The sequence below is a fragment of the Kitasatospora paranensis genome (genome assembly GCF_039544005.1).
Classification (GTDB): Bacteria; Actinomycetota; Actinomycetes; order Streptomycetales; family Streptomycetaceae; genus Kitasatospora; species Kitasatospora paranensis.
In genome coordinates this window covers 125,299-149,211 of record NZ_BAABKV010000001.1, presented here as the reverse complement: position 1 = coordinate 149,211, position 23,913 = coordinate 125,299, and the positions used below count along the sequence as shown (strand labels likewise).

The following is a 23,913-nucleotide window of genomic DNA, read 5'->3' as shown; positions in this document are numbered from 1 at the left end:
CTCTTCGCCCCTCCATAGATGGCGGCCACGGACGCGGTGTGACCGCGGCCGGGATGTTTCTCGAGTCACCGTCGCGGCAGGAGCGAGGACATGTACCGGACGGTGACTGCGAAGGCGTCGCCGGGCCGCGCGTGGATGTCCTCACGCCCGTTCGCCGTCATCACTGCGCCGTGCAGCGCGTACTGGTGGGGGTTCTGGCTGATCAGCGTCAGCCGGTCACCGAACAGGGCGACGGCCTGGGCGATGCGGTCCGCTCGCGACAGGCCGGTGAGCAGGACCGGCAGGTCCTCGGGGAGGTTCTCCGCCAGCCAGTACAGGCCCGGCAGCGCCCAGGAGTCCCAGTTGTTGTTCTCGCGGACGGTCTGCAGATTCATGGCGACGCCCGGCGCGGGGACGTCGTCGAACCAGGCGCGGTAGCGCTCCAGGTCCTGCAGCCGGTACCAGTACACGTTCGGCACCGCCACGGCGCCGGCCTCGTGGAACTCCTGCGCGATCATGAGGCAGCGGCGCATGTTCAGCAGGTGCTCGGCCCGCGGCCAGTTGCCGTAGATCGAGTAGTTCGGCGAGAGGATCACGTCCCAGGCCTGCGAGGCGAGCTCCTCGACCAGGCCGTCACGGCGCCGATAGGACCAGAACGCCTCCACCAGCGGATCCTCGCCGTAGCCGACCAGCACCGCCTTCTGCTGCTCGCCGAGCCCGAGGACCTGGCGTGCGTCCTTGCCGGCGAAGCGCGGGTAGATGGTGTGGGTGTCGGGGCTGAAGACCCGCCGCAGGCCGACGCCGTACGCGGGCCAGCGCAGGCTGGCGTCCAGCGCGGTGACGGAGCTGCCGTCGGTCATGGGGATGAACGAGGGCAGCTGCGGGAGCTCGCCCTCGACGCTCAGGTCGTCGAAGGCGAGGGTGCCGCCGACGTCGTGCATCCAGGCGGCGATGTCGGTCCGGGAGCCGCAGCGGATCGGGCAGCTGCCACAGGCACCCGCAGAAGAGCCGGCCTCGGTGGCCGCGCAGCCGCAGTAGCTGCAGTCGGCGTTGCTGCCCGAACACAGCGGCTCGACGGTGGCCGGCCCGCCGCGGCCGTCCGGGCCCATCCAGAACGCGCAGCGGGTGCAGTCGCAGCCGCGGCCGGGCAGCGGAACGCCGACCGTGGGCATGGGCAGGGAGATGCTGGTCATCAGGCTGCTACCTCCTGGGAAGCGGGTGCGGTGGTGTCGGTGGCCAGGAACGGTTCGAGCTCGCGCAGCGCCAGACGCAGCGACCCCTGGTCGTAGCGGCCGAGGTCGTGGCCGGTGCGCAGGTCGGCGAGCAGCACCCGCAGCGAGTCGAGCGTGGCGCGGACGACGGCCTGCTCGACCAGCGGCCGCTGCCTCGCCGACGTGTCCGGGCCCTGGACTCCGGGCAGCTCGCCGTCCGGCCCCGGCATGGCGGCCGGCGCATCGCTGGCCTGAGGCGGGGCCTCGCTGTCGGCAGACTCGAGGTCTTCCGGGTTGTCGCCGTGTGGCCCGCTCGCTTCCTCGCCAGCGGGGACGCGGCTGAGCTTCGCCCGGCGGCCGGCGTTGGCGCTGTCGAACCGCTCGCCGGCGGCGTCGACGATGGCGTCGTCATCGAGGTCCGGCTCGGCTAGGCCGATATCGACGGCGCTGGGCAGCAGGTGGAGCCGGCCGGTGTTCTTGAGGAGGCCCAGATCCCGGCCGCGGCATCCGCGCGGCCGCGCTGCAGCTGGGCGTAGCGGATCCGCGTGTTGAGCCGGACACCCGCTTCGTCCATCTCCTCGCTCAGTTCGCGCGGCAACTCCTTGAAGGCGCGCACGAGCTCCATCGCCTTGCGCTCGCTCAGCTGCAGGCCGAGCCGGGTGAGGACCTCGCTCCACGGCGCGGCGCAGCTCCGGTCCCCGCCGCGGATCTTTTCCAGGGCCTGGAACCGCTCGATGGCGTCGGTGATCTCGTAGACCTCGCGCGGCACGGGCTTCCCGGCGCGCAGCAGTTTGCCGACCAGGACCGCGCAGCGCTGGTACATCAGCGCGACGGCCTGCTCGGCGGGCTTGAGGTCCTCCCGGGCGAAGTTCTCCACGAACCTCCAGGTCGAACGCTCCTCGTCCGACAGCGGGCCGGGGCACACGATGGCGGGGATGGACGCGAAGTGCGGGTTCTCCTCCAGGTGCAGGGCGCCCCAGCGCATGGCGCGCAGCCGGCGCTCCCCGGAGACCAGCCGCATGGCCGGCGCGCCGCCGCCGGGGTTCGGCGTCTCCTCGACGAGCACCGGCTCCAGGAGCCCGACCTCGCTGATGGCGGAGATCAGGTCGGCGAGCTCGACCGGGGCGGTCGCATCGCCCGGCTGCCGGCCCTGGGGCTCGGTGTAGGCGCTGCCCGGCCCGCGCAACGGCAGCATCACGAACCGCCGCTGCGCCAGGCGGGTGTGGCGCTGGAGGATCTCCGCCAGGTGGATCATGCTGACGCCGGCGGAGCCGGGCGCAAGGTCCGGGCCGGTGTCGCTGGTCGTCGTCACGGTGCTGTCCTCCTTGTACGGGTGGTGCTGGTGCTCAGCTCTCGGCCTGCGGACGCAGGAACATGTCGGCGGGCGGCTGGTTGCGCAGCAGCGGCTTGAAGATCGGGGCGAACGGACCCTGCTCGCGGAGCTTGGCCAGCGTGGTCACGCCGACGGACAGCTGCGCCGCCAGCGCCGACAGGCCGGGGTTGGCGCCGGTCAGCGCGCCGAGGTCGTTGGTGCGGGAGCCCAGGACACGCGGGGACTGGTGGTCCAGCACGATCAGCAGCCGCGGGAAGCGGGAGTAGGTGCTCTGCCAGGCGGGACGGCTCCTGTTCGGACGGCGGGCACGGTCGTGCTCCTGCGGGATGTAGTCGAAGTACCGCCCGTACGCGGCGACCTTGTCCGCGAGCCGGGTGACGGTCATGGTGCACCGGTCCAGCTCGACGAAGGCCCGCAGCAGCGTGCGGCGGCCATCGCCGGCGACGTGCGTGTAATCCAGGACGGCATCGGAGATGACGTGGCCGTCCTCGAAGCGCCGCTGGCCGTCCCGCATCCGGTGGGCGACCTCCGGCATCCAGTCCAGCGGCCCGCACTCATGTCCCGCCCTCCGCGCGTGCTCCACCATCGCGATGCCGACCTCGTTCACCGCCAGGGTGTGCGCCTGGCGAGGCCCGGTGGCGGTGGCGGTGGTGGTGCGGTGCTGGCGGGTGACGCTCTCCTGCGAGCCGTCCATATGCAGGTAGCCGTCCTCGGTCAGGAACCACAGGAACTGGGCATGGCGGGGGTTGCGATGCAGCGCGCGCACCCGCTCGACCAGCCCGGCATCCTCCAGGCGCCTGAGCTGGTCCAGCAGATAGACGGGCCGCTGCGCCCGGGGCTGGAGCAGTCGGCGCAGCTGCTGGGTGGTCATCAGCCGGTGCTGGTACAGCACGGTCATGGACTCCTGGGCCAGGCGGCTCATCGTGGCGGGGCGGTGAAGGGTGGCGGCGTTCATCCCAGATCAGTGCTCCATGCCTCGTCGGCGTCGTCGGGACGGTCGTACTGCGCCTGCTCGGGGTCGACGGCAGCGCCCGCGATCGGGCTGCCAGGCGCGCCCCGGTTCGGCCGGGGCCGGGGCGCTGTCGGGGCGGCCGGCCGGTGGGCTCGGACTCGATGTCGCCGGCCGCGGCCTCCCGCGCGGAGACCCGGACCGGGGTCAGGTACTGGGTGACGCCGTCGAAGATCCGCTCGTCGAGGGTCTCCAGCTCGGCGAGGATCTGCCCGACGGGGCGCCGCTTCAGGTTGGTGTTCAGCGCATCCTGCAGACGCTCGGCGCCGTCGGGGTTGTCGTAGAGGGCGTACGCCTCCTCGACGCTGGCGCCCCGCACCCGGAACGGGTCGGACATGCCCTCACCCCGGTTCACGGACATCACGTAGTGGTAGGGCCGCAGCTTGACCACGGTGTTCGGGTCGACCGCCCCGCCCCACCGCTTGGTGACCAGCGCGGCCTCCTCGACGTCGGCCGCGGTGGTCGACAGGATCGACAGGTTCTGCAGCAGGCCGGCCCTGGTGGTGGCCGTCAGGCGCTGCATCATCTGCGTCATCGCCAGCAGCTTGACCATGTACTTGCGCAGCTGCTCGGTGATCGCAGCGAGGTGGCCCTTGGAGGCGCCGTCCACCGCGGTGAGCTCGTCGATGAACGTCCAGAACGCCCGGCGCTGGGAGGGGTGGATGTTGCGGCGTGACAGGCCGGCCCGGAACAGGTCGTAAATGATCAGGCAGGAGATGATCCGGTCGGTGTCACCGGAGCCCTCCGGGCAGATGAACACGACCTTGCCCTCGTCCATCGCCCGCCGGATGTCGTAGGTCGACTCCGGGCTGCCGAGGAATGCCTTCAGGGCGTCCGAGCTGTCCAGACGCTCGATGATGTTGGTGACGACCGGCGCCGCCTCGCCCGGGTACTTGGGGAAGCTGTTGCGCCAGAAGCTCTGCAGGCGGGGCGGCAGGTAGGAGACGACGAGCTTGCGCCAGTCCTCGTCCATGAGCAGGGTCTGGATCTGGAACACGGTCGGCGCGAGCTCGGGGTGGCCGGCCTCGGCGAACTTGTACGACAGATAGGCCAGGGACTGCACCGAGCGGGTCAGGATCGTCTTCGCGCGGCCGCTCGTGTCGCCCCAGTTCAGGGCGGAGGCGAAGGAGTCGACGATCGCGCCGACGACCTTCGGGATGTCCTTCGGCTGCCGCCCCTGCATCGACAGCGGGTTCCAGGAGGCGACCATCGCGCCCGGGTCGGTGATCGACAGGTCGATCTCCCACAGCCGGTCGTACAGGCCCTCGTGGGAGAGGAACCGCTGGGCCTTGCGCCAGCCGTCGCCGTGCGGGTCGAGGAACATCACCCCGTGGCCGCTGTGCGCGAGCGCGATCGCCTGGATCAGGGACATCTCCGTCTTGCCGTAGCCGGACTTGCCCAGGAACAGGCCGAACAGCACCCACCGCAGCGGCACGCCGACCAGGCACTCCCGGCCGTCGGGCCCGGTGACGAAGCCCAGCGGCAGCAGGTCCCGCTGGCCGGTGTACTCGACCAGGTCCCCTGGCGGCAGCGGGACGCTCGCGTCCGGCAGCTTGGTGTGCGCGTTGTGGACCGTGGGCGGCTTGAGCAGTCCGGCGATCTCCGAGCCGTTGACCCAGCGCCGGCGGCCGCGGGGAGAACTCCCCGGTGGCGAAACGCCGGTCGAACTGGTGCCGGTACAGCACTGAGTCGGCCCCCACCCGGTGCACGAGGAGGTTGAGGCCGACCTCCTTCCACTGGTTGTCGCCGCTCCAGACCTCCAGCGCCGTGATGATCTCGTCCAGCAGCATCAGCTCTCGGCCCTCGACCCGGGACGAGGCCCGCACCAGCAGCTGGAACGCGAAGACCGGCTCCTTCGGCTCGTGCGGCATGTACTTGCCCAGCACCGCGGTCATGTCGGCCCGCACCGACAGGCCCTCACCGGAGATACCGGAGCTGCCGCGCCCGCTGGCGGAGGAGCCGGACTGCTTCACCTCCCGAGCCACCTGCGCCATCACGGCGCCGAGGTCGAGCGACGCGCCGCCGCCGTGCGGCATGCCGGGCAGGATCGGCTCGGCGCCGCGGCCGCGGCGCCCGGAACGCAGCAACTGCTTGCGACGGCGGTTGAGCTGCTCCGCGGTGACGGGGATCAGGTCGAGCACGACATCCGCCCGCTCTGCGTCCTCCTGGTTCACCGAGCTCAGCGCCGCGGTGATGCCCTGCAGGGGATCGGGGCGCAGGGGAACCCGTCGCAGCGCGAGGTGGTCGGGCATGGCCAGGGTGAGCTCGGCACGGGCGACGAACTCCGGATGAGGCCCTTCTTCGTCCTGCTCCGGAGCGTCGGCAAGTATCGCGTCGAGCCTGGTGGGGGACTCGTTCTCGGGGCTGCGGCGCTTGGCCAGGGAGATGACGTTGGACAGGCTGCTGCTCATCAGGCGGCCACCCCGGTGGTCTCGAGGTCTGCCGGGCCCTCGAAGGTGATGGTGACGCCCGAGGCGGCGGTCAGCTCCTGCTCGGGGTCGCGCAGCTCGCAGCCGACGTAGGCGTGACGGCTGATCAGGGCCAGGGTGCGGCTGCGGGCCTCCACCCTGTAGGAGGGCGGGCCGCCGCTCGACGTCAGGCGGATCCGCACCGCGGTGGCCCGGCGGGGTGTCAGGTGCCAGCGGGAAGCGCTCGCCTGCGCGCGGACGAGCTGGTGGACAAAGCGCAGGATGTCCTCCTCTCCTGGGTCGAAGCCGGGGCGGGGCAGGAGCTCCACGCCGGCCCGGTCGGCGAGTGCACGGCGGGCCAGCACCATCTGCCCGGCAGCGAGCAGGAGCAGCAGCGGCGCGGTGACCAGGACGATGCCGGGGAGATTGGCCGCCACGGCCGGGCCGGCGGACTGCGCGAGCCTGGGCGCGTGCGAGGCGACGCCGAGAATGGAGTCGATCACATCGACGACGGTCATGCGGATGTCCTCTTCCAAGGGCCCCGGCGCCAAGGCCGGGGACGGAGCTGGCCTGTCGCCTCTCCATAGATGGCGGCGAGGCGGCCGGTGTGACCGTGACGGTGAGGAATTTTCCGGGGGCTGACGAGCCGCGGCCGTGCAGTGCGGATAGCCTCCGGCGGGAGCGGGGCGGCTGACAGGAGCGGAGGGAGCCGCCCTTGTCGCCGGTCCACAGGTGGACGTGGGCGACTTCGACATGGTGGCGGCGACGGCTTCGACCTACGTTTTCAGGATCGCTACAGGCCCACGAGCTGCTGCTACGGTGCGCCGACCGGCTGCCAACCGCCATCGCCGGGGGCCTGGGCGAGCACGATGGTGACGGTCTGGCGTTCTTGGGCCTGGCCGTGCGGGTCGGTGCCGGCGTACACCAGGTGGGCGTCGACCTGGCTGCTGCTGCCGGGGTGACGGCGTGCGATGCCGGCCTGGACGCGGACGTGCGACCAGGCGGCCGTGGCGGTCTGGCCGCCGAAGTAGGAGGAAGGCGGAGCGGCCCTGGCCGGTGAGGTCGGCGAGGAGGACCTGGTCGGCCTGGGCGACGAGTTGCTTCTCCTGCGCGGCCGGGAGGTCGGCCGGCTGGGTCTGCTCGAGGACTTGCTGCAGGTAGCTGTCGGGCATGTCGCCGGCGAGCAGGTCGGCCGGTGCGGTCCGGGAGTGCTGGGCGCCGCGGGTGCGGGCGAGGTTGCGCGGGACGCCTGCGCAGCCGGGGTCGGGACGCTCTGGACGCTCGTGCTGGTGGCGGGCTGAGTGGATGGCTTGACGGGCAGCGGAGCCTGTCCCCGGGGCTGCCCGTTGGGTAGGAGCAGCAGAGTGGCCGCGAGGGCGAGCAGCGAGGCCGAGGCGATGAGCGGGCGGCGGGCGCTGCGGGAGGCCGGGCGGGTGGTCATGGTTCTCGCTCCTCGGTCAACGGGCGGAGGTTGGGCGCGGGCCGGCGGGCGGTGAGGGGAACGGGGTCAGTAGCGGCCGCCGCCGGTGTAGCTGTTCATCCAGACCGGCTCCTGGCGGATGTTCGTTCCGGTGTGGGCGGCGTTGATCATCTGGCCGCCGCCGACGTAGATGCCGACGTGGTAGATGCCCTGGCCGCTGCCCGGGTTGAGGCTGAAGAACACGAGGTCGCCGGGCTGCAGGGCGGCCAGGCCGACCGACAACGGGATCTTGGTGGGGGCGCCGTCGTACTGCGCCTGGGCGGTGCGGTCGATGGAGACACCGACCTGGCCGTACGCGTACTGGGACAGGCCCGAGCAGTCGAAGCCGACGGTGTGCGATGCCTGGCAGACGCCGTTGAGGTAGCCGTTCTTGCCGTCGCAGAAGCCGACGCTGGGGCCTGCGGTGCCGCCGCCGCCCCAGGAGTAGGGGATGTTCTGCGCCATCTCCCGCTGTGCGGCGGCGACCACGGCCTGGCCGCGGGCGCTGCCGCCGGGCACCAGGGGCCCGTTGCCGGCGGTCTGCCCCATCTGGTCGTAGGTGGTCTTCCACTGCAGGACCTCGTCCACGTAGGTCTGGCTGTGGTTGTAGCGCAGGATCGCGGCCCGGAGCTCTTCCGGATTGCGCAGGTCGGCGGTGCCGGTCCCGCACAGGTACGTCGCGGTGGTCAGGGCGGCGTCGAAGACGTTCTGCGGGTTGCTGGCGCCGTCGCTGTTGCCGTCCTGTCCGTCGTTGATCCAGGTGGCCGGCATGAACTGCATCGGGCCGGCGGCCCGTGCGTAGGTGCTGCCGCCGGAAAGCTGCCTCTCCGCGTCGGTGGAGTTGTAGATGGGCGAGGTGTTGCCGCCGGCGCCGAGCCATCCAGCAGGGGACCGTAGATCGGCGGGCTGATGTCCCCGTTCGGCGCGATGGAGCTGCCGGAGGCCTGGGTGGACTCGACCTCGCCGATCGCGGCGAGCAGCGACCAGGTCATGCCGGCGCAGTTCGGGCGCAGCTTCGGCAGGTTGGCGACCGCGTTGTTGTACGCGCTCAGCAGCACCGGCGGGATCCCGGCCACACTGGAGACGACGCCCGGTTGGCCGGCCTGACCCGCCTGGGCCGACATGCTGCCGTTCAGGACCGCGACGATCACGACCAGCAGCAGGACGAATCCGACGCAGGGAGTGAGCACGGCCCCGGCGACCAGTGCCTTCTGCTTGCCCGTCACGGCCTACCTCCGCCCGCCGGCCCCGCCGGGCGGGTGGCTCGGCGCCGTGGCCGTGGCGGGCCCGCGGGCGGGGTGCCGGGGGAGTCCTGGGCCGCGGCGGCCGGGGCAGGGGCCGGGGTGGTGGGGGTGGCCGGCGGCCGGGCCGGGCCGGGCGTCGGCTTCTTCGGCATGGCCGACGGGGATGCGTGGTTGCCGGAGGAGTCCCATACGGAGCTCGCCACGAACTTCGCACCACGGCGCACCGCGCGGCCGGCCGTCCTCGAGTTGTCCGCGTACTCCTTGCCGAAGGCCCTGGCTTCGCCCCACTGCTTCTTGGCCGCGCCGCCGAGCCTGGTCTCGACGCGGGCCATCGCCGCGCTGGTCTTCTTGGTGGCGGTGCTCGCTCCGCGCTTGGCGGCTGCCGCACCACGGGGATGCCGACCGGCCAACCCGCAGGGGATGCGAGGAGGCCGTACTTGGCGGCGAATTTCGTGGTGCCGGCCGCCGCCTTGCCGGCGGCGAGCGTGGCACGGCCGCCGCGGGTGTTCGACATCCGGGCGGCGAGGCGCTTGGTGAGCGCCGTCTTCGAGGCCTGCTGCGCTGCGACCTTGGCTGCCGCGGCGGTTCCGCCGGTGCCGACCGCGGTGGCCACGGTGGTGGCGGCGCGCACGGCCTTGCCCAGGCGCCCGCCCTTGGCTGCGCCTCGTCGTCCGGCTTGCGGGCCGACCCACAGGTCCTTGGCGGTGCGTCCGACCTTGGCGAGCGGCTGGGTGACCTTGCGGGCCTCTGACCGGCCTTCGCCCCAGATCTGCTTGAGAGAGGGCGGTCTCCGCGCAGCGGCCGGGGGTGGCGAAGGCGGAGCGGCCCACGCCGCCGACCTTGGCGTTGGCGAGCTTGCGGTTGATGCCCACGGCGACCTGCCGGGCGGTCTCCTTGATCTTCTTGTGGCCAGCCAGGCCGGCCACGGCGACGAGGTCGATCGACACGAACTTCACCGCGAGGACGCTGCCGGTGTCGGACTTCAGCAGGGCGAGGATCATCAGGATGAAGATCGCCAGGAACAGGACGCTGAGAACGACGGCGAGAACGGCCTTGATGAGGGCGGCCACCCAGCGCCACAGTGTGGCGCGGCCTCCGCCGGGCAGGATGCCGACCGTCAGCGCCCAGGGAGCGCGGATGGCTTCGAACGCCACCCAGCCCTGAGCGACCAGGAACCCACCGCTGACGAGGGTGATCAGGATGACGCAGATGATCGCTGCGAGTACCACGAACAGGGCGCTGAACGTGGTGTCCGCGGAGGCCTTCTGCGCCCTGGGGCTGAAGTCCTTGGTCTTGCAGGCGTCCTTGAACTTGTTCGCCGCGTCGTTGATCTGGTTCATGTACCGCGTCTCCAGCACCTGGCCGGACGGCAGGTTCGACGCGTTGTAGGCGACGATGCTCAAGGTCGAGTAGGCCTTGGCGCAGTCGCCGGTGAAGATCTTCCCGTAGGTCATCAGCTCGGTGGGCATGACCACGAACGCGTTGACGAGCCCGGTGGTGATCGGCGAGGAAACCGAGGTCGGGTCGGCGGAGGACTTGCCCGGATCCTGGGAGAGGACCAGGTTCGACACCTGCAGCGACAGGTCCTTGGCCTTGCCCACCACGCCGTCGTTGCTGAGCAGCATGTCGGAGCCCTGGGCAGCGGGTGCGTTGTCGGTGCCCAGCAGGACCTGGGCGGGCGCGAGCAGGACGGTGGTGGCTATCGCGGCGACGACCAGCGAGATGCCGGCCTCCGCGAAGCCGCGGCTGCGCTGCCGGAACAGGATGTGCCAGCCGGCGAACAGCGCTGCGAAGGTCAGGAAGAGTCCGGGGAGTCCCAGTCGGTTGATGACCTGGTCGCGGATGGTCCCGGAGATGTCGGCCACCGGGGTGACCATGATCTTTGCAAGGCCGAAGTTCAGAGCCCAGGTCACCAACCAGCACACGAAGCCGACGAGCCACTTGGCGATCGTGAAGAACAGCGAGGTGAGGAAGCCCCAGATCTTCAGGTCGAAGTCGTCCCAGGAGCCGGTGTCGACGTTGACGGTGTAGACCTGCATGGGGGCGCCGTACTCGTCCGGGGCGTTAAACGGGGCCAGGATCCCGCTGCTGCCCGGAGGGTCTGCCAGGTTCTTCTCGGGGCCGGGGTCGTCGGCCACGCCGGTCAGCCCGGGGGACGGCGTCGGGTTGATGGGGGGACGGCGCTGGGGTTGGTGGCGGTCGGGGTGGGCTGAGGCGTCGGGGTGGGAGTGGCGGTCGGGGTGGAGCCGGGCGCGGAGGGCCCGGGCCCGGCGTCGGGCTCGGGACCGGCGGGTCGGCCCAGGCGATCGACGTGAACAGCGTGATCAGCAGACCGAGGAGGATCGCGACCAGCGCGATACGCCGGCCGCGGCCGCCGCTGCGCCCGACGCGGGGCGCGCCCGTGCGGGCGACGGTGGGGCGGCTCATGAGCGGCCCTTGGCGCCGGTGAGCTCACCGGGGGTGGTGTGGATCGCGTCGGCGGCCTGCTCGTCGGCCGGGATCAGCACCTTCATGCCGCCGATGCGGCGCTTGAGGTCGCGGTAGAGGCACTCGCCGGCGCGGTACACACGCTCGGCATCAGCAACGTTCACCGGGGAGAGGTTCTCGGTGACGACCTTGAGCATGGTGGGGTCGGTGCCGTCCAGGCCGAGGAACTCCAGTGCCCGGGCCGCGAGCTGACGGGAGCGCTGGCGGAAGACGAGGGCGTGGGTGATCAGGCCGCGGATCTTCTCGCCCTGCTCGTTGTCGGGGCCGATGTCGTAGGGGTCGTGGCTGGCGGCGAACAGGCCGGCGTTGTGCTTGCGGCCGTCGCGGACGATCTCGAGCATCAGGTCCAGGCCCTCGGGGCTGGAGGAGAGCCACCAGCACTCGTCGAAGAAGACGCCGGTGAACTCGGCCTCGGACAGGAAGGCGATCTCCTGCACAGGGCGGCGACCAGGTACATCAGCCGCCACCCGAACTTCTTCTCGACCTCCAGCCGCGAGAGGCGGTGCTCGTCGAGCTCTTCCTTGGTGGGCAGCTTGAGGCTGGAGACGGCGAAGACGATCGAGTCGGCGTCGGAGACCCGGACCACCGGCAGGGCGGGGTCGAAGATGACCCGGCCGAGGTCCTTCTTGGCGAGCGAGCGGAGCTTGCGGACCAGTTCGCTGGCGGCGGCGCGCACCGCGTCGTCGTTGGGCTCGTCGGGGTCCAAGGTGCGGGCCCGTTCGACGAGGGTGTCGATCAGGCCCTGCATGCTGCGGTCGGTGCCGGTGTTGGTCGCCTCGATGGCCTCGGCGAGGGTGACGCCCTCGACGGACATGGAGGCGATGTCGAGCAGCGGGGTCAGGAAGCTCTCGGCGTAGCGGGCGGCGCGCGGGCCGGTGAACACCCGCAGGGGGTCCAGGCTCAGGCCGGCGCTCTCGTCGACGTCGATGACCTGGGTGGTACCGGGGCAGGCCTCGACGAAGCGGACCCACTCGCGCTGCGGGGTGCGGTCGATGACCAGGCCGCGGCCGCGGCTGGCGGCCCGGGCGAGCCGGTGACCGGTCGACAGGATCGAGTACAGCGCCGCCTTCAGGGCCACCGACTTGCCCGAGCCGAGCTCGCCGATGAACGCGGCGTTCGCGGCGACGTTGACCCTGGGCCCGTGGGAGAAGTCCAGCAGCACGGGGCGCACGCCGCCGCCGGACAGCTGCAGGCCGAACAGCGAGCCGGCGTCGTCGCCCAGGCCCTGCCCGGAGAACGGCATCCCCATCGCGAAGTCCTTCGCGAGCAGGATCTGCGCGTAGTCGTTCATCACCCGCGGCGCTCGGGCGCCGGGCAGCATCGCGTGGAACAGGTTGACCTGGTCGCCGGCCGGGCGCTCCAGGGTGTAGTCGCTGCCGCCGAAGTGGTTGCGCAGGGCGGCCATCTGCTCGTTCAGGTCGGCAGGTGAGTCGCCCCAGACGCACATGGCCACCGACGCCCGGATCTCCACCTCGGTGGAGGAGGAGGTGAGCCGGGAGCGGTACTCGTCCAGGGACGCGGTGTCCTTGTCCAGGTGCGCGGGCACGCCAGCGACGTCGCCGTCGTACTCGGTGTACTGGTGGGCCAGCTCGTTGGCGCGGCGCCGGGAGCGCGGCTCCGCCTTGGCACCGGACTCGATGTTCAGCCGCACGCACCAGTCGACGGGGAAGGAGAACTCGTCCAGCGCGGACAGGTACTCGGAGCCGGGGAAGACGAAGGAGTCCGGCATCTCCGACATCACGCAGAACGCCTGGTAGCTGCTGCCGTACTCGGTCTCGGCCCGCAGGTACTTGTGCTTGAGCGGGTTGGTGGGCGCCTTCGAGGACAGCTGCCCGCGGCCGCCCTCGTCCAGGAGGACCTGGGCGTGTGCGGCCACCGTGCGGCCGCGGCCGCGGATGCCGCGCGCAGCGCCGTCCTCCGGCAGCAGCGGCTCCTCCAGCCCGCGCCGCGCGCTGTGGGCGTAGATCCACAGGATCTCGGCCTCGCTGGCCGGCCGCAGCCGGACCCCAGAGGGCCAGGTCGCCGCCAGGCGCCGCGCCTGGGTCATGCGGCGGGAGACCTCGCCCGCAGAGACGGCCGGCGGGAGCAGCCCCAGCGAGCCCATCACCTCCGCGGTGGCCGAGGCGGTGACGGCGCGCAGGCTCTCCTTGAAGTCCGCGTGAGACAGCGGCATGGCGAGGAAGTCGACCCGGCCGGTCAGCTTGAGCTCCTCCAGCTGGCGCAGCACCTTCCAGGACAGCTCGACCAGCTCGGGGGACTTGTCCAGGTCCACGCCGGAGGTCATCCGGTCCACCACGGACGCGGCGTCGACCTGCGGGCACAGACTCAGCAGCAGCACCTCGCCGCGCAGGGCCTTGAAGAGCGCCTCGAGCTGGTCGAGGCGCTCACGCTTGGTCTGACGGGAGGCGTGCGCGTAGTTGTCGGACTCGACGCGCCACACGCCCCACACCGACGCGCTCGTGGTCCAGATGAGGTTGCCGCTGATGTGGCGAACGGGCAGACGCATGTCGTCCTCCGAGGAGCGAGAGAAGGAGAGGAATGGAAGAGGGGTCAGTCCTCGCCGAGCTCGGCGAGAAGAGCCTGCAGCGCGGTACGCGCGGCCGGGGTCCGGGCCCCCGAGCGCGAGCCGGCGGCGCTCGGGCGGGCGGGGGCCGCCGGCCGGGAGTCCGCGGGGGCGGGCCGGGGCCCGGCCGGGGCGATCCGCTGCGGCCCGGTGCCGTGCTGGGCGCGCGGTGCGGCGGCGGGCTGCGCCGCGGGCCGCGGGGTCGGCAGCGGCTCGGAGGCCGCTGCCGGAACCTGCGGGCTGACCGTGATCCGGGTGTCGAGCAGCTTCGGGCGCCGCGGCCGCACCGGGCGGCCGGCCAGCCGCCCGGCGCGGGGGGTCGACGCGTAGGTGAAGACCCCCAGCAGCGCCCGGGCCGGGTCCCGGCCGTCCATCCGCGCGTACCGCAGCGCGAACGCCACGCCCCACGGCACGACGATCATGATCAGCACGTTGCCGGGCCCGAAGTGCGCCCAGACGGCCTTGGTGATGATCAGCACCACGAAGACCAGGACCATCGTCACGATCTGAGTGATCGTGTACGGTCCGCCTGGCAGCCGGCCCGCCCCGGGCAGCTTCCCGATCACGAGCGGGCTGCGCCGCGCCCGGGTGTAGGAGCGGCCGATCAGGACGTCGTCGCCGGCGCTGCTCACGCCGCCGCCCGCCCGTGCTGCTCAGGACCGGGCACCACGGGCGCCGCTGCCGCAGGGGACGGGAGGCGTTGACCTCGGTGCCGACCTTGTTCTGGATGCTGGTCATGTTGTTGATGGCCCAGATGACCAGGCCGGCCAGCACGAGGGCGACCAGGGTGGCGACGAAGGAACGGGTCTTCCACCAGGCCATCAGCACGGCGATGATCGCCATCAGGACGGCGGCGGCCAGCGCGAGCGTGTTCAGCTGCGTGATCTTGGTGTTGGCCCAGGTGATGATGTCGCCGGCCAGGTAGACCTGGCCGGCGGCCGGGTGCGTGGATGCGGGCATAGTGCAGGACTCCTCTTACGGGGTTGCGGTGGAGGCCGTCGCCGCGGGCACGGCGACGGGGGTCTGGGTGGTGCCGGCGGCCGGGCTCGGCATCGAGCCGGCGCCGCCGGGGACAGCCGCGGGGCCAGGTCCAGGGCGTTGACCTCCCAGCGCCCGGCGCGGGCGCGCAGGGTGAGCGCGTAGTTCAGCGAGAACGTCCCGGCGCTGGAGGTGGCGTTGACCTGGGCCAGGACGCGGCGCAGCGTGCCGTCGGCGGGCACCGCGGTGCTGCCGCTGGAACCGGCCGGCTTGTCGTCGCTGATCCCGGCGATGGTGAGCGAGGAGTACGGCGCCGGACTGACCGGGCTCATGACCACGCCAGGCGTGGTGTACGGGCCGAGCTGGCCCGTGCCGGTCAGGTAGGCGGCCAGGAAACCGCTGACGGTGGCCTGCGCCGGATCGGTGCTGCTGAGAGTGGACGCCCCGTAGACCAGGACGCCGGGCCGCAGGGAGCTGGGCGCGGAGATCTCCGCGGGCAGCGAGGTTGCGGTGTAGCCGACCGGGCCGACGCCTTGCTGCGCACCGCCGGCCGTCGCCGGGCCGGTCGCCTCGATGCCGACCTGGAAGTAGTGCAGTCCGGTGTCGGTCGCGGATTTGCCCTGCGGGTGGACGACGACGTCGGCCGCCATGGTCACCGACCAGTAGCCGGGCGAGACCTCGGTGGTCGCCATGACCACCGTGGTGGCGGCGGTGCGGGCCCCGGGCGGGTTGTTCAGCGCGAGGGTGCCGGAGTAGTAGGGCGCCACGCTGTTCTCGGTGCCGTTGCCTGCGGCGAGGTAGGCCTGGACGTACAGCTGCGCGAAGCCGGCCGGTCCGGTGCCCGACGCCGCCGTGCTCGAGGCGCTGGGGGTGGGCCGTGCGGCGGCCTCGGTGGTGCATCCGCCGAGCAGCGCGGCCCCGCCGAGCAGCGGGCCGGCGACCAGCGCCGCCCACACGCCGACCCGGGCCAGGCGGGCCGCGCCGGCCATCGCGGCCGTGCTGGTCTGCCAACCGGTCGGCTCGTCCTGCAGCTCCGCCCCGTCCACGTCCTCCTCGACCTGGTCGAGGAGCTCGAGGTCCCGCAGGGAGGTGGCGCGCTTGATGTCCTTGCGGCGCGCGCGGCCGCGGCCGCGCTTCACTTCCGCCCCCGGGCGGCCGCGCCGAGGACCGCGCCGCGGGCCTTGGCGGTGAGCTCCTGGTCGGAGAGCGCGTTGAGCCGTCCCCATGCGGCGCGGGCTTCCGCGGCCCCGCTGGTGAGGAAGTCCAGGAGATCGGTGTGTGCACGCTCGTCGAAGGGGCTGGTGACCAGCACGGTGGCGAGCCGGCGAACCAGGCGCCTGGCCTCGACGACGGTACGCGCGTCCGTGTCGACGGCCTCGGTCTGCGCCTGTTGGGTCTGATGGGGGATCACGGGGTGCCTCTCGGTGGACGGGTTCGCGCAGCGGGTCGGGACTGGCGAAGGAAAGTGGGCGTGGCGGGGCGTCATGCGGCCAGCCAGTACGCGGCGTGGTCTGCGGCGCGCAGCCGGCTCACGGCGCGGGAGCGGGCCTTACGGACGCGGTCGCCGTCGGAGCCCATCGAGCGCGGGGTCCGGCCGTCGCGGCTATCTGCGTCGACGTAGTAGCTCGCGAGCAGCTGCGCCTCGTCGGGCCGCAGGACGCCGGTGCGCACGGCCCAGACGACCAGGTGCAGCAGTTCGGCCCGCGCGGTGTGGCTGTGGATGTGCTCGTGGTCGTCCTCGCACAGCAGCTGCAGCTCGGTGGCGTCCATGAGCAGGCTGAGGCGCTCGAAGCGCTCCTCGGGCTCCGACTCGTGGCCGGCCGGTCGGCGGTCGACGATCTCGGCGACCTCGTCCGGGGGAAGGGGCGCGTCGTCGAGGAGGTGGCCGAGGGTCTGGCGGGTCAGGGTGAGGGTGCGCAGGGCGAGGCCGGCGTAGATGTTCTGCGGGCACCGCTCCAGCGGGTAGGTACGCACGACCTCGAAGAGGGCGCCGACGACGACGGAGAACGCCTCCTCGAAGTCGATGCTCGGCCGCGTCTGGCTGCGGGCCATCCGCGCCGCCTTCGGCAGCAGAGCACGGACAGTGACGAGCCAGGCGACCTCGCCGTCGTAGCCGCTGTGGGGCACGCGCTCGAGCAGCGCGGCCAGAAGCGCGTCGTGGCCCGTCCAGTTGCCGGCCCGGTAGAGCTCGTTCAGCAGCTGCAGGACGTCGCCGGCGCCGGTGCAGTCGGAGAAGAGCTCGCTCTCGGCGGCCCAGCCACCGACGACCACCTCGGCCCGGGGGTCCTCGCACATCTGCAGCCAAGCGCGGTGCATCCGCATGTCGGTGGAGTCGTAGGGGCCGGACTCAGTGCCAGCGGAGATCGGGTGGTGCGCCATGTCCGGGTCCGTCCCTTCGCGTCGATCGGGGTGATGACGCCAAGATGCCGAGACCCCCTTGCCAGCCGTCTGGACAGCCGCGCGGGCGGTGCCTTGTCCAGGGGGTTCGCGCGCGAGATCAACTCGCCCGGCCGTGCCCGCGCGCCGCGCGCCCACGTTCTTGTCCATCGCCCCGCGCCGCGCGCCCGGGGAACGACAGGGCGCGGCGCGCGGCCATGGACAGTCGCAGCAGCGCGCGCCGCGCCCGGCTCGGAAGGCAAGAGGCGTCCGCGTGGCCCCTGCGCGCGAAGCCCTGCGGCGCCGCGCCGCGCTGCGCGCGGGCCCCCGCGGGGACAGCGTCCGGCGTCCGGCAGGAGCCCTCGGATCCGGGCTCAGGGCCGGGGCCGGCCCACGCAAGCCAGCCGGCGGATCGCTGGGTCACCGGCCCGAACCAGTCGCCGGACGCCTGCCTTGGACGAGGCAACGGTCTGGCGAACCCGATCCGCAGGCGGCACTGCCGCCAGGGCTGTCCATCGGGAAGGCCACCGCGTTTCCCCTGGACAATCGCGTTTGTTCAGGGGAAACGCGGCCAGGCGGCAGGGGTTGTCCATAGGCCCGGCCCCCGGCCGCAAGGCCTGTCCATACTCGGCCGCGGCCGGCTCGCTTGGTCGACGCTCGCCCTGCGCCCGGACCCGGATCAAGGGCCGCGCGCTCCGATCGGGCGCGCCCGCACCCCACCAGCTCCTCAGCCTCGCGCCGCCCCCGCTTGGGCACTGCTTGCGGCTGCGGGGGCTGTCCACACCTCCCCGCGCGGCGCGGCCTTCCCGCGGTGCCGAAGGCTCAGCCGACGGCCGCGGCCATGCGCGCGGCGCGCGAGGCGCGGGCATCACGGTGCTCGCGCGCGCGGTCGCAGGAAGAACACAGCCCCGACTCCGGACGCCGCGCGGCGCTGCGGCGCGCGCACCGCGCGTCGGCACAGTGCCAGCCTTCCGGGCCCTCCGCACGCGGCGCGCCCCGGCCCGAGCGGCCCAGATTGCCGCCGGCGGCGGCCACTCCGCGGCCGTGTTCTGCGCGGCCAAGCGCGCGGCGAGCTCCTGCAGCAGCGGGTCAGCGCCCCGGCGCTCAGCCTCGGCAACCGCCCTCCGGACAGCATCCACGACGGCCCGGCGGGCCACCGCCCCGGCGCCCGGCTGATGTACCCGGACGACTTCGGCCGCCTCAGCCGCCAGGTCGCCCGCCCGCTCCAGCACCTGGCGGTGCTCGCACCGGCCGCACTGCCCCCGTCCTCGAACCCACGCCCCAGGCGTCCGCAGACCGGGCAGATCCGCGCCCCGCGCTCCCGGACACCGGCCCCGTGCACGCACTGGTCGCACACAGCGCTGCGCGACGACGCGGCCCCGCTGGTCATCCGGACCCCACAGCGGCCACACAGCGTGACCGACGGGAGCTGCGACAGCAGCCAGGCCAGGGGGCTGCGGATCACTCCGCGGTCCTCCACCGGCCCGCCCATGGTCATCGGCCCGATCCGCGCAGCGAGCTGCGCCGCCAGAGAGTCCGGCGCCACGGTGCGCAGCACCACCTCGGCGGCCCGCACCGCGACCGCGCGCTGGCCCGGCGTCATCGCGTCCAGGACGAACACCACCGGTGCCAGCCCCGCGCGCACCCGGCTCCGCGCGGACTCCTGCCGCCAGGCACCCGGCCGCGCGCCGGCCGCCCGCTGCTCCTCCTCGGCATCGGGTGAGCTGGAAGGGGTTTGTCCCTCCGCGCGGAGCGCGCCTACCCCGGCCGCGCTCCGGAGGGTCAGGCGCGCGGCCTCGGCGCCGGCCCTCGCGCGCCCGCGCGCACCACCGGCAACGGCGGCCTGCCCCCACGCGGCTTCGCCGGAGACCACCCCTGAACCTTCACCCTCTACTTCTGCAGTAACCACCGGGGCGTGAGGGGCGTGCAGGTCTGCCGTACCGTCCGGCTCTGCCACCTCGAGGACGCGACCTTCCGGGGCCGCCGCGACCTGGGACTTCTCCACGGCGGAGGGAGCCTGGTCCCTGACTGCCGCAAGCGCGTGCTCTGCAATCACGGGCCGGCGCGCTCCCGTGCTGCTCGTCGCGCGGCGCGCCGCAGCCACCGCAGGAATCCGGATCTCCCCGCGCGCGGCCAGCCCGGACGCGGTGGGCTTGCGGACCAGCTCCAGCACCCCCGCGCGCTGAAGGCGCGCCAGGACGCGCGCACCCGCGTGGATGCCTCTGCCCATCAGGCGCGCGACCGTCGCCGCAGGACGGCCGACGCGCGTGTCCACCGCCCCGCCGCACAGCCGGACCTGACCGTCCGCGCGCGCCTCCAGCACCAGCAGCACAAGCGCGAGCCGGTCAGTCGCCGCACCGCGCCCGCTCCGCGAGGCGAGCAGCCCCGGCGCGGTCCGCGTACCGTCCTGGTGCTCCCAGCCCGGGCCGAACACCCTCTCCACCAGGCGCAGCAGCGTGGCCAGCTCCGCGCGGGTCAAGGCCAGAGGGTCCGGACCTGCGGTGGCGGCCGCGCTCAGACCCGGCACCGCGCAGTCCAGCCCGGCCACCGCACCGGAGGCCGCGCGCCGCTCCACGGTGTTCAGCGCGCTCGCGCGCCGCAGCTCGGCCAGCGCCTTGTCGACGGTGGAGTTCCCCACCCCCATCCACCGCGCCAGTTCGGGCACGCGGACCCGCGCGACGCAGCCAGCGCGGTGATGGGCCTTGGCGGCGACGACGATCCGCAGCAGCTGCGCCGCGTCCGAGAGTCCGGCGCCAGCCTCGACTAGAGCGCGCACGGCGGCCGACAGCCGGCGGCGCATGGCTCGCCCCAGCTGCAGCGGGCCGGCCAGGGTGTCCCCCTGCGGGACACCACCGGGCAGAGCGACGAGTCCGGTCCGCATCAGGGCGTACGAAGTCGCAGAGCGGGGTGCGGGCACACACATGCCCGCACCCCGCTCGGACCCCGGTGGCCCGGGGCGAATCGGGTGGATGTACGTGCGGCGTCGATCACGTACATCCATAGATGGTCCGCCGAAGGCCGGTGTGACCGCCGGGACCGACAAAGATTCCACAGGGCCGGAGGCCGACGACCCAAGCGGGCCCAGAAGTCACCTTCCTCATCGTGCTGCAGGACTACTTCTGCTCGTCCGCCATCGCCAGCTCGGTCTCGTAGATCATCTGGGCCGTCATCAAGTCCTCCAGCGCCAGCTTCCGGGCCTTGATCTCCGCCTCCAGGACCGCGATCTTCGCCTGCACCGCCGCCAGACGGTCCGGCGCACGGAACGCACCGAACGTACTCGCGAGCGCCGTGTAGTCCTCGCGGTGGAGCCAGTGCTTCACCACGGCCTCCACGATGTCCCCGGCACGCGAAGCCGTGCTCTTCGACGGAAGCGCGAGCGGCGCATGCGTCGGGTGGGCGGACACTGTCGAGCGAAGCCACAGGCCGTCGCCCGGGGTCATACCGGACGGGTCGAAGATGGCCTCGCCCACGAGGAACGGCCCGTCGGGACCGATCGTCGGCACGTCCACCCGCAGCTCGCGCTGCGCCATGTCGCCCTTGCCGAACTGGATGTAGACGCGACCGACCTTGGGTTCGGTCCTGGGGTCGGGGTGAATCACGAACGACCCCATCTTCGTCAACGTGCCGTCGCGGGTGAGGAGCGAGACCTCGTAGGTGGAGCGACCCTGGGCATCGGCGGTGATCTCGACCGACAGGGTGCGGTTCGCGCTGGTGGTGATCTCGGTGGTGGGCATCAAGGCTCCTTCGAGGCGGCATCTCCTGGTGAGAACTAAGCTACAGGGTAAATATATATCTTGCAATGCGCTTGAGGGAGAGATCTCCCCCAACAAGAGGGCCCTCCAGGGGATGTACCGACCGGCCACCCCATGGGAGGAGAGCTCTCCCCTCATGGGGTGGCCGAGATGAGAGGAGAGATCTCCCCCACCGCGCTCGTCTTGTGACTGCGCTTCAGATGGGCGGCGGACTCCACGCCGGCGTAGCGCCGCTTCCCCAGGGACAACAAGCAACGCGCCCCGGGATACACGGGAATGTCCCTGCCGCGCCGGCCGCCGCGCCGCTTGCTTCTGCAGGTTGCTTCTGCTGGTTGCTACTCGGCGTTGCTACTCGCGGTTGCTTCTCGGGGTTGCTACTCGCGGTTGCCCCAGGCGATGCCGTCCGAGATGGCCTTTCCGCAGCTCAGAGCCCATTTGTCCACGGACTGGCGGAAGCCGACTACTTCTCCCAGTAGCTGCGGTGCCGGAACAAGCCCCAGGCGCTGGAGCCATACCCGAACGAAGAGCAGAGGAAGAGCCGGAGAGGAGAATAGGCGCGCAGAGCCGGTGCGGAGAGGAGATCCCGGCAACCTGCTGCTGCGCGCCGACGGCGTGGTGGTTGTCCGCTGCGCGGTGGCCCGGCGGCACGGCTTCGCGGAGCCACCGGCCAGTAGGGGAGAGCGGGGGAGAGGGGCCGACGGGGCGACAGGTTCGATAGCTCGCCGCCCCGACCGGTGTCCGGCACCCCTTCTGCTCCCAGCGCATTCGAGTGCGGTGAGCTGCGCGGCGCGCTCGGTCGGGATGTCGGCGCGTCTGCTGCGGCTGTTGGCGATGAACAGGCCGAGACTGATCTCCACGGTGCGCCGTAGGAGCTGTACCTTCGGCGCGGCAAGGTGGTGATGTACGTCGACGTCGTCAGGACCGGTGCGCCGTTCACGGCCGAGGACTTGCGCAGGCTCGCCCCGATGGCCGTCCGGCGAGCCGCATCGCTCGGATGACGCAGCTGACACAGTCACTGGTTGTGCAGGTCCTGCGCGGGCCGCTTTGATTCGTCACTGGGAGGTTTCCTGCCGCGGCTTGCATGCGCAGCCGTCCGCTACGCATCGGCAGCGCAGCTCCGCGATCGGGATCTGCGTCTCGGTCCGCAGTCCGCCCGGGCAGGCGTGGTGTGCGCCGAGCTGGCACTCTGCGGTGACGTACCGGCCACCGAGCCGCAGGTCGAAGCGGACCATCGTGTCGATGGCCTCGCGGTGCGGCGGCCAGATGCTCTTGTCGACGCGCCGTTCCTCCCCGCGCGCTACCTTCGGGGCCGTGGTCACCTTGCTCCCCGGTGGCGTGCGCAGGCCACGACGGCCCAGCCGAGCAGTTCACCCGGTTCGGCAGGCTCGGTGTACACGTGGCCGTCAGGCCGTAGCTCTCCTGCGTGTTCCCCTTGGTGCCAGCAGGTGCGGGCGTGCAGCTGGTCGTCCCCCAGGCCGTCGCCGGAGCGCTCCATCAAGCGTGTGATGTTCATGCTGCAACCCTCGGGCAACGCTGCGTCACAGCCGATACCCTGTCGGTGATCTCACCATGAGATGAGCTCGCAGGGAGAGCCATGGGGACAGCGCTCGAACCGATCAGCCTGCCCGAGGCCTCGTGGCAGAACGGCGAGGTCCGGGCGGCCCTGCGCGAGCGCCGGATGGGCGACCTGTTCCGCTACGTTCAGCACCACAGCGGTGCCAGTCAGGCCCGCATCGCGGTCCAGGTCGGCATGACGCAGAGCCGCGTGAACGAGATCATCAACGGGCGGCGCGATGTCGTCCGTCTCGACGTCTTCGAGCGGATCGCCGACGGCCTGCGCATGCCGAACGAAGCCCGCCGGCTGCTCGGCCTCGCACCCCAGCGTGAGAAGCGCACCCCTGGTGCGGCCTTCGACCTGGCCGCGTTCCCCGAGATCGTCCGCGTCTTCGTCGACCAGGCCGCAGCCGCCGCCGAGATCCAGCGCGCCGCCCGGTCCGCGAAGGAACTCGACGTTCTGGCCGTCCGCGGCCTCGGCCTGCTCGCACTCCGCGACTCCCTGCTGCGCACCCACCTCGACCGCGACGGCGACAAGCCGCCCCGGCTGCGCGTGCTGCTCCTCGACCCCGACTCGCCCGCCGCGGCCCGGCGCGCTGAGGAGATCGGGGAGTCGGTCGAGTCTCTCGCCGGCGGCGTGCGCCTGGCCGAGGCCCGCCTGCGTGAGCTCGCCGAGGCCGGGCATGTCGAGGTCTACCGCTACCGCACGCTGCCGGTGTGGCGGGTCATCCGGCTCGACACGACGCTGTACGTCAGCGCGTTCGATGCCGGGTGGGAGGGGCACGAGTCCGCGACGTACAAGGTGCTTGCGACGCCGCACGGGCCCTTGTACCGGGGGTGGCGGCGAGGGTTTGATGCCATGGTCGACGACGCTGAGCGCGTGATCTGACGGAGGAACAGCAGTGGCAATCGAAGCGGAGCTCAAGGCCCGGGTGCTAGACCCGGAAGGCGTTATGCGCCAGCTGGAGGACGCGCACGGACCGGGCCGGCCGGAGGTCTACCGGGACACCTACTACGACGCGTCGGACGGCTCACTGATGGGCGCGGACCGGGAGCTTCGGATTCGCACCGTGCACGGGCCGGACGACACCCGCACGGTGCTGACATACAAGAGCGCCCGGGTGGACGAGGCGTCCGGCTCGAAGCCCGAGGCCGAGACCCGCGTTGAGGACGCGGAGGCCGCGCACGAGATCGTGCGCGGGCTCGGCTTCGTCCCGCGGATCGCCTTCGAGAAGCGCTGCCGGAACTACACGTTCGAGCGGGACGGGCGCGAGCTGCTGGCCACCCTCGTCCGCGTGCCCGAGATCGACGGCACATTCATCGAGCTGGAGACCATCGCCAAGACGGAGGATGACCTCGAGTCGGCCCTCGCGGTCGTCCGCTCGGTGCTGTCCGGTCTCGGCATCGCCGAGGACGACCTCACCACCGAGCAATACACCGACGCCGTTGCCGCAGCCCGCTAACGACAAGACCTTTCGCACCCACCCGGCAACGTCCCCGGCAACCAGGACGACACGGCAGTCATGGTGGCGCCCCGGGCAGGCAATGGGAGTGAGCCGG

Annotated in this window: 21 protein-coding genes; 2 read left to right on the top strand and 19 right to left on the bottom strand. The window is 72.2% G+C overall.

Features of this window, described 5'->3' with window-relative positions; genetic code table 11:
• Positions 1-65: 65 nt before the first annotated feature.
• The 19 genes from ABEB13_RS00715 to ABEB13_RS00625 all read right to left on the bottom strand — a co-directional run bounded on the left by ABEB13_RS00715 (position 66) and on the right by ABEB13_RS00625 (position 22,312).
• Entirely contained in the window at positions 66-1,172 is a 1,107-nt protein-coding gene (locus tag ABEB13_RS00715) for a DUF4417 domain-containing protein (protein WP_345703777.1), read from the bottom strand.
• Entirely contained in the window at positions 1,172-1,420 is a 249-nt protein-coding gene (locus tag ABEB13_RS00710) for a hypothetical protein (protein ID WP_345703776.1), read from the bottom strand. The genes ABEB13_RS00715 and ABEB13_RS00710 overlap by 1 nt, the downstream gene beginning before the upstream one ends.
• Before the next feature lie 197 nt (positions 1,421-1,617).
• Positions 1,618-2,502 (bottom strand): ParB/RepB/Spo0J family partition protein, encoded by an 885-nt coding sequence (locus ABEB13_RS00705; RefSeq protein ID WP_345703775.1) that lies wholly within the window; start codon positions 2,500-2,502, stop codon positions 1,618-1,620.
• 34 nt (positions 2,503-2,536) lie between these two features.
• Positions 2,537-3,394, bottom strand: coding sequence for a replication-relaxation family protein (locus ABEB13_RS00700; protein ID WP_345703774.1), 858 nt, complete (start codon positions 3,392-3,394; stop codon positions 2,537-2,539).
• A gap of 2,548 nt (positions 3,395-5,942) precedes the next feature.
• Entirely contained in the window at positions 5,943-6,458 is a 516-nt protein-coding gene (locus tag ABEB13_RS00695; RefSeq protein ID WP_345703773.1) for a hypothetical protein, read from the bottom strand.
• 296 nt (positions 6,459-6,754) lie between these two features.
• Entirely contained in the window at positions 6,755-7,381 is a 627-nt protein-coding gene (locus tag ABEB13_RS00690) for a hypothetical protein (RefSeq protein ID WP_345703772.1), read from the bottom strand.
• A 66-nt stretch (positions 7,382-7,447) separates the two neighbouring features.
• Entirely contained in the window at positions 7,448-8,170 is a 723-nt protein-coding gene (locus ABEB13_RS00685) for a C40 family peptidase (RefSeq protein WP_345703771.1), read from the bottom strand.
• Positions 8,086-8,625, bottom strand: a complete 540-nt coding sequence (locus ABEB13_RS00680) for a hypothetical protein (protein WP_345703770.1) — start codon at positions 8,623-8,625, stop codon at positions 8,086-8,088. The genes ABEB13_RS00685 and ABEB13_RS00680 overlap by 85 nt, the downstream gene beginning before the upstream one ends.
• Positions 8,622-10,781 (bottom strand): hypothetical protein, encoded by a 2,160-nt coding sequence (locus ABEB13_RS00675; protein ID WP_345703769.1) that lies wholly within the window; start codon positions 10,779-10,781, stop codon positions 8,622-8,624. The genes ABEB13_RS00680 and ABEB13_RS00675 overlap by 4 nt, the downstream gene beginning before the upstream one ends.
• Before the next feature lie 285 nt (positions 10,782-11,066).
• On the bottom strand, positions 11,067-11,567 hold the full coding sequence (locus ABEB13_RS00670) for an ATP-binding protein (RefSeq protein WP_345703768.1): 501 nt from the start codon (positions 11,565-11,567) through the stop codon (positions 11,067-11,069).
• Entirely contained in the window at positions 11,471-13,636 is a 2,166-nt protein-coding gene (locus tag ABEB13_RS00665) for an ATP-binding protein (protein ID WP_345703767.1), read from the bottom strand. The genes ABEB13_RS00670 and ABEB13_RS00665 overlap by 97 nt, the downstream gene beginning before the upstream one ends.
• 44 nt (positions 13,637-13,680) lie before the next feature.
• Positions 13,681-14,325 carry a hypothetical protein gene (locus tag ABEB13_RS00660; protein WP_345703766.1) on the bottom strand — a complete coding sequence of 215 codons (645 nt, stop codon included), beginning with the start codon at positions 14,323-14,325 and terminating at the stop codon, positions 13,681-13,683.
• Between the two features lie 240 nt (positions 14,326-14,565).
• A complete protein-coding gene (locus ABEB13_RS00655; RefSeq protein ID WP_345703765.1) occupies positions 14,566-15,810 on the bottom strand; it encodes a conjugal transfer protein in 1,245 nt (414 codons plus the stop codon).
• Complete coding sequence (locus ABEB13_RS00650) at positions 15,807-16,082, bottom strand: hypothetical protein (protein WP_345703763.1); 276 nt, start codon at positions 16,080-16,082, stop codon at positions 15,807-15,809. Before ABEB13_RS00650 ends, ABEB13_RS00655 begins: the two co-directional genes overlap by 4 nt.
• 71 nt (positions 16,083-16,153) lie before the next feature.
• Positions 16,154-17,050 carry a hypothetical protein gene (locus ABEB13_RS00645; RefSeq protein ID WP_345703762.1) on the bottom strand — a complete coding sequence of 299 codons (897 nt, stop codon included), beginning with the start codon at positions 17,048-17,050 and terminating at the stop codon, positions 16,154-16,156.
• Positions 17,051-17,915: 865 nt separating this feature from the next.
• Complete coding sequence (locus tag ABEB13_RS00640) at positions 17,916-19,847, bottom strand: hypothetical protein (RefSeq protein ID WP_345703761.1); 1,932 nt, start codon at positions 19,845-19,847, stop codon at positions 17,916-17,918.
• A gap of 313 nt (positions 19,848-20,160) precedes the next feature.
• Positions 20,161-20,781 (bottom strand): hypothetical protein, encoded by a 621-nt coding sequence (locus ABEB13_RS00635; protein ID WP_345703759.1) that lies wholly within the window; start codon positions 20,779-20,781, stop codon positions 20,161-20,163.
• A 1,070-nt stretch (positions 20,782-21,851) separates the two neighbouring features.
• Positions 21,852-22,118 (bottom strand): hypothetical protein, encoded by a 267-nt coding sequence (locus ABEB13_RS00630; protein ID WP_345703758.1) that lies wholly within the window; start codon positions 22,116-22,118, stop codon positions 21,852-21,854.
• Entirely contained in the window at positions 22,115-22,312 is a 198-nt protein-coding gene (locus tag ABEB13_RS00625) for a hypothetical protein (protein ID WP_345703757.1), read from the bottom strand. Before ABEB13_RS00625 ends, ABEB13_RS00630 begins: the two co-directional genes overlap by 4 nt.
• 81 nt (positions 22,313-22,393) lie before the next feature.
• Here ABEB13_RS00625 and ABEB13_RS00620 point away from each other — a divergent pair, with 81 nt between their 5' ends.
• The gene (locus tag ABEB13_RS00620; RefSeq protein ID WP_345703756.1) at positions 22,394-23,242 is read left to right on the top strand and encodes a helix-turn-helix domain-containing protein; all 849 of its coding nucleotides are present in this window, start codon (positions 22,394-22,396) and stop codon (positions 23,240-23,242) included.
• A gap of 13 nt (positions 23,243-23,255) precedes the next feature.
• Complete coding sequence (gene cyaB / locus ABEB13_RS00615; RefSeq protein WP_345703755.1) at positions 23,256-23,816, top strand: class IV adenylate cyclase; 561 nt, start codon at positions 23,256-23,258, stop codon at positions 23,814-23,816.
• Positions 23,817-23,913 lie beyond the last annotated feature (97 nt).

Bases quoted from the DNA above. Each gene is read 5' to 3' on its own strand.
- ABEB13_RS00715 (WP_345703777.1), bottom strand. From the start codon at position 1,172: ATGACCAGCATCTCCCTGCCCATGCCCACGGTCGGCGTTCCGCTGCCC.
- ABEB13_RS00710 (WP_345703776.1), bottom strand. From the start codon at position 1,420: ATGCCGGGGCCGGACGGCGAGCTGCCCGGAGTCCAGGGCCCGGACACG.
- ABEB13_RS00700 (WP_345703774.1), bottom strand. From the start codon at position 3,394: ATGACCACCCAGCAGCTGCGCCGACTGCTCCAGCCCCGGGCGCAGCGG.
- ABEB13_RS00695 (WP_345703773.1), bottom strand. From the start codon at position 6,458: ATGACCGTCGTCGATGTGATCGACTCCATTCTCGGCGTCGCCTCGCAC.
- ABEB13_RS00690 (WP_345703772.1), bottom strand. From the start codon at position 7,381: ATGACCACCCGCCCGGCCTCCCGCAGCGCCCGCCGCCCGCTCATCGCC.
- ABEB13_RS00685 (WP_345703771.1), bottom strand. From the start codon at position 8,170: ATGCCGGCCACCTGGATCAACGACGGACAGGACGGCAACAGCGACGGC.
- ABEB13_RS00665 (WP_345703767.1), bottom strand. From the start codon at position 13,636: ATGCGTCTGCCCGTTCGCCACATCAGCGGCAACCTCATCTGGACCACG.
- ABEB13_RS00645 (WP_345703762.1), bottom strand. From the start codon at position 17,050: ATGGCGCACCACCCGATCTCCGCTGGCACTGAGTCCGGCCCCTACGAC.
- ABEB13_RS00640 (WP_345703761.1), bottom strand. From the start codon at position 19,847: ATGCGCCGCCGGCTGTCGGCCGCCGTGCGCGCTCTAGTCGAGGCTGGC.
- ABEB13_RS00635 (WP_345703759.1), bottom strand. From the start codon at position 20,781: ATGCCCACCACCGAGATCACCACCAGCGCGAACCGCACCCTGTCGGTC.
- ABEB13_RS00625 (WP_345703757.1), bottom strand. From the start codon at position 22,312: ATGAACATCACACGCTTGATGGAGCGCTCCGGCGACGGCCTGGGGGAC.
- ABEB13_RS00620 (WP_345703756.1), top strand. From the start codon at position 22,394: ATGGGGACAGCGCTCGAACCGATCAGCCTGCCCGAGGCCTCGTGGCAG.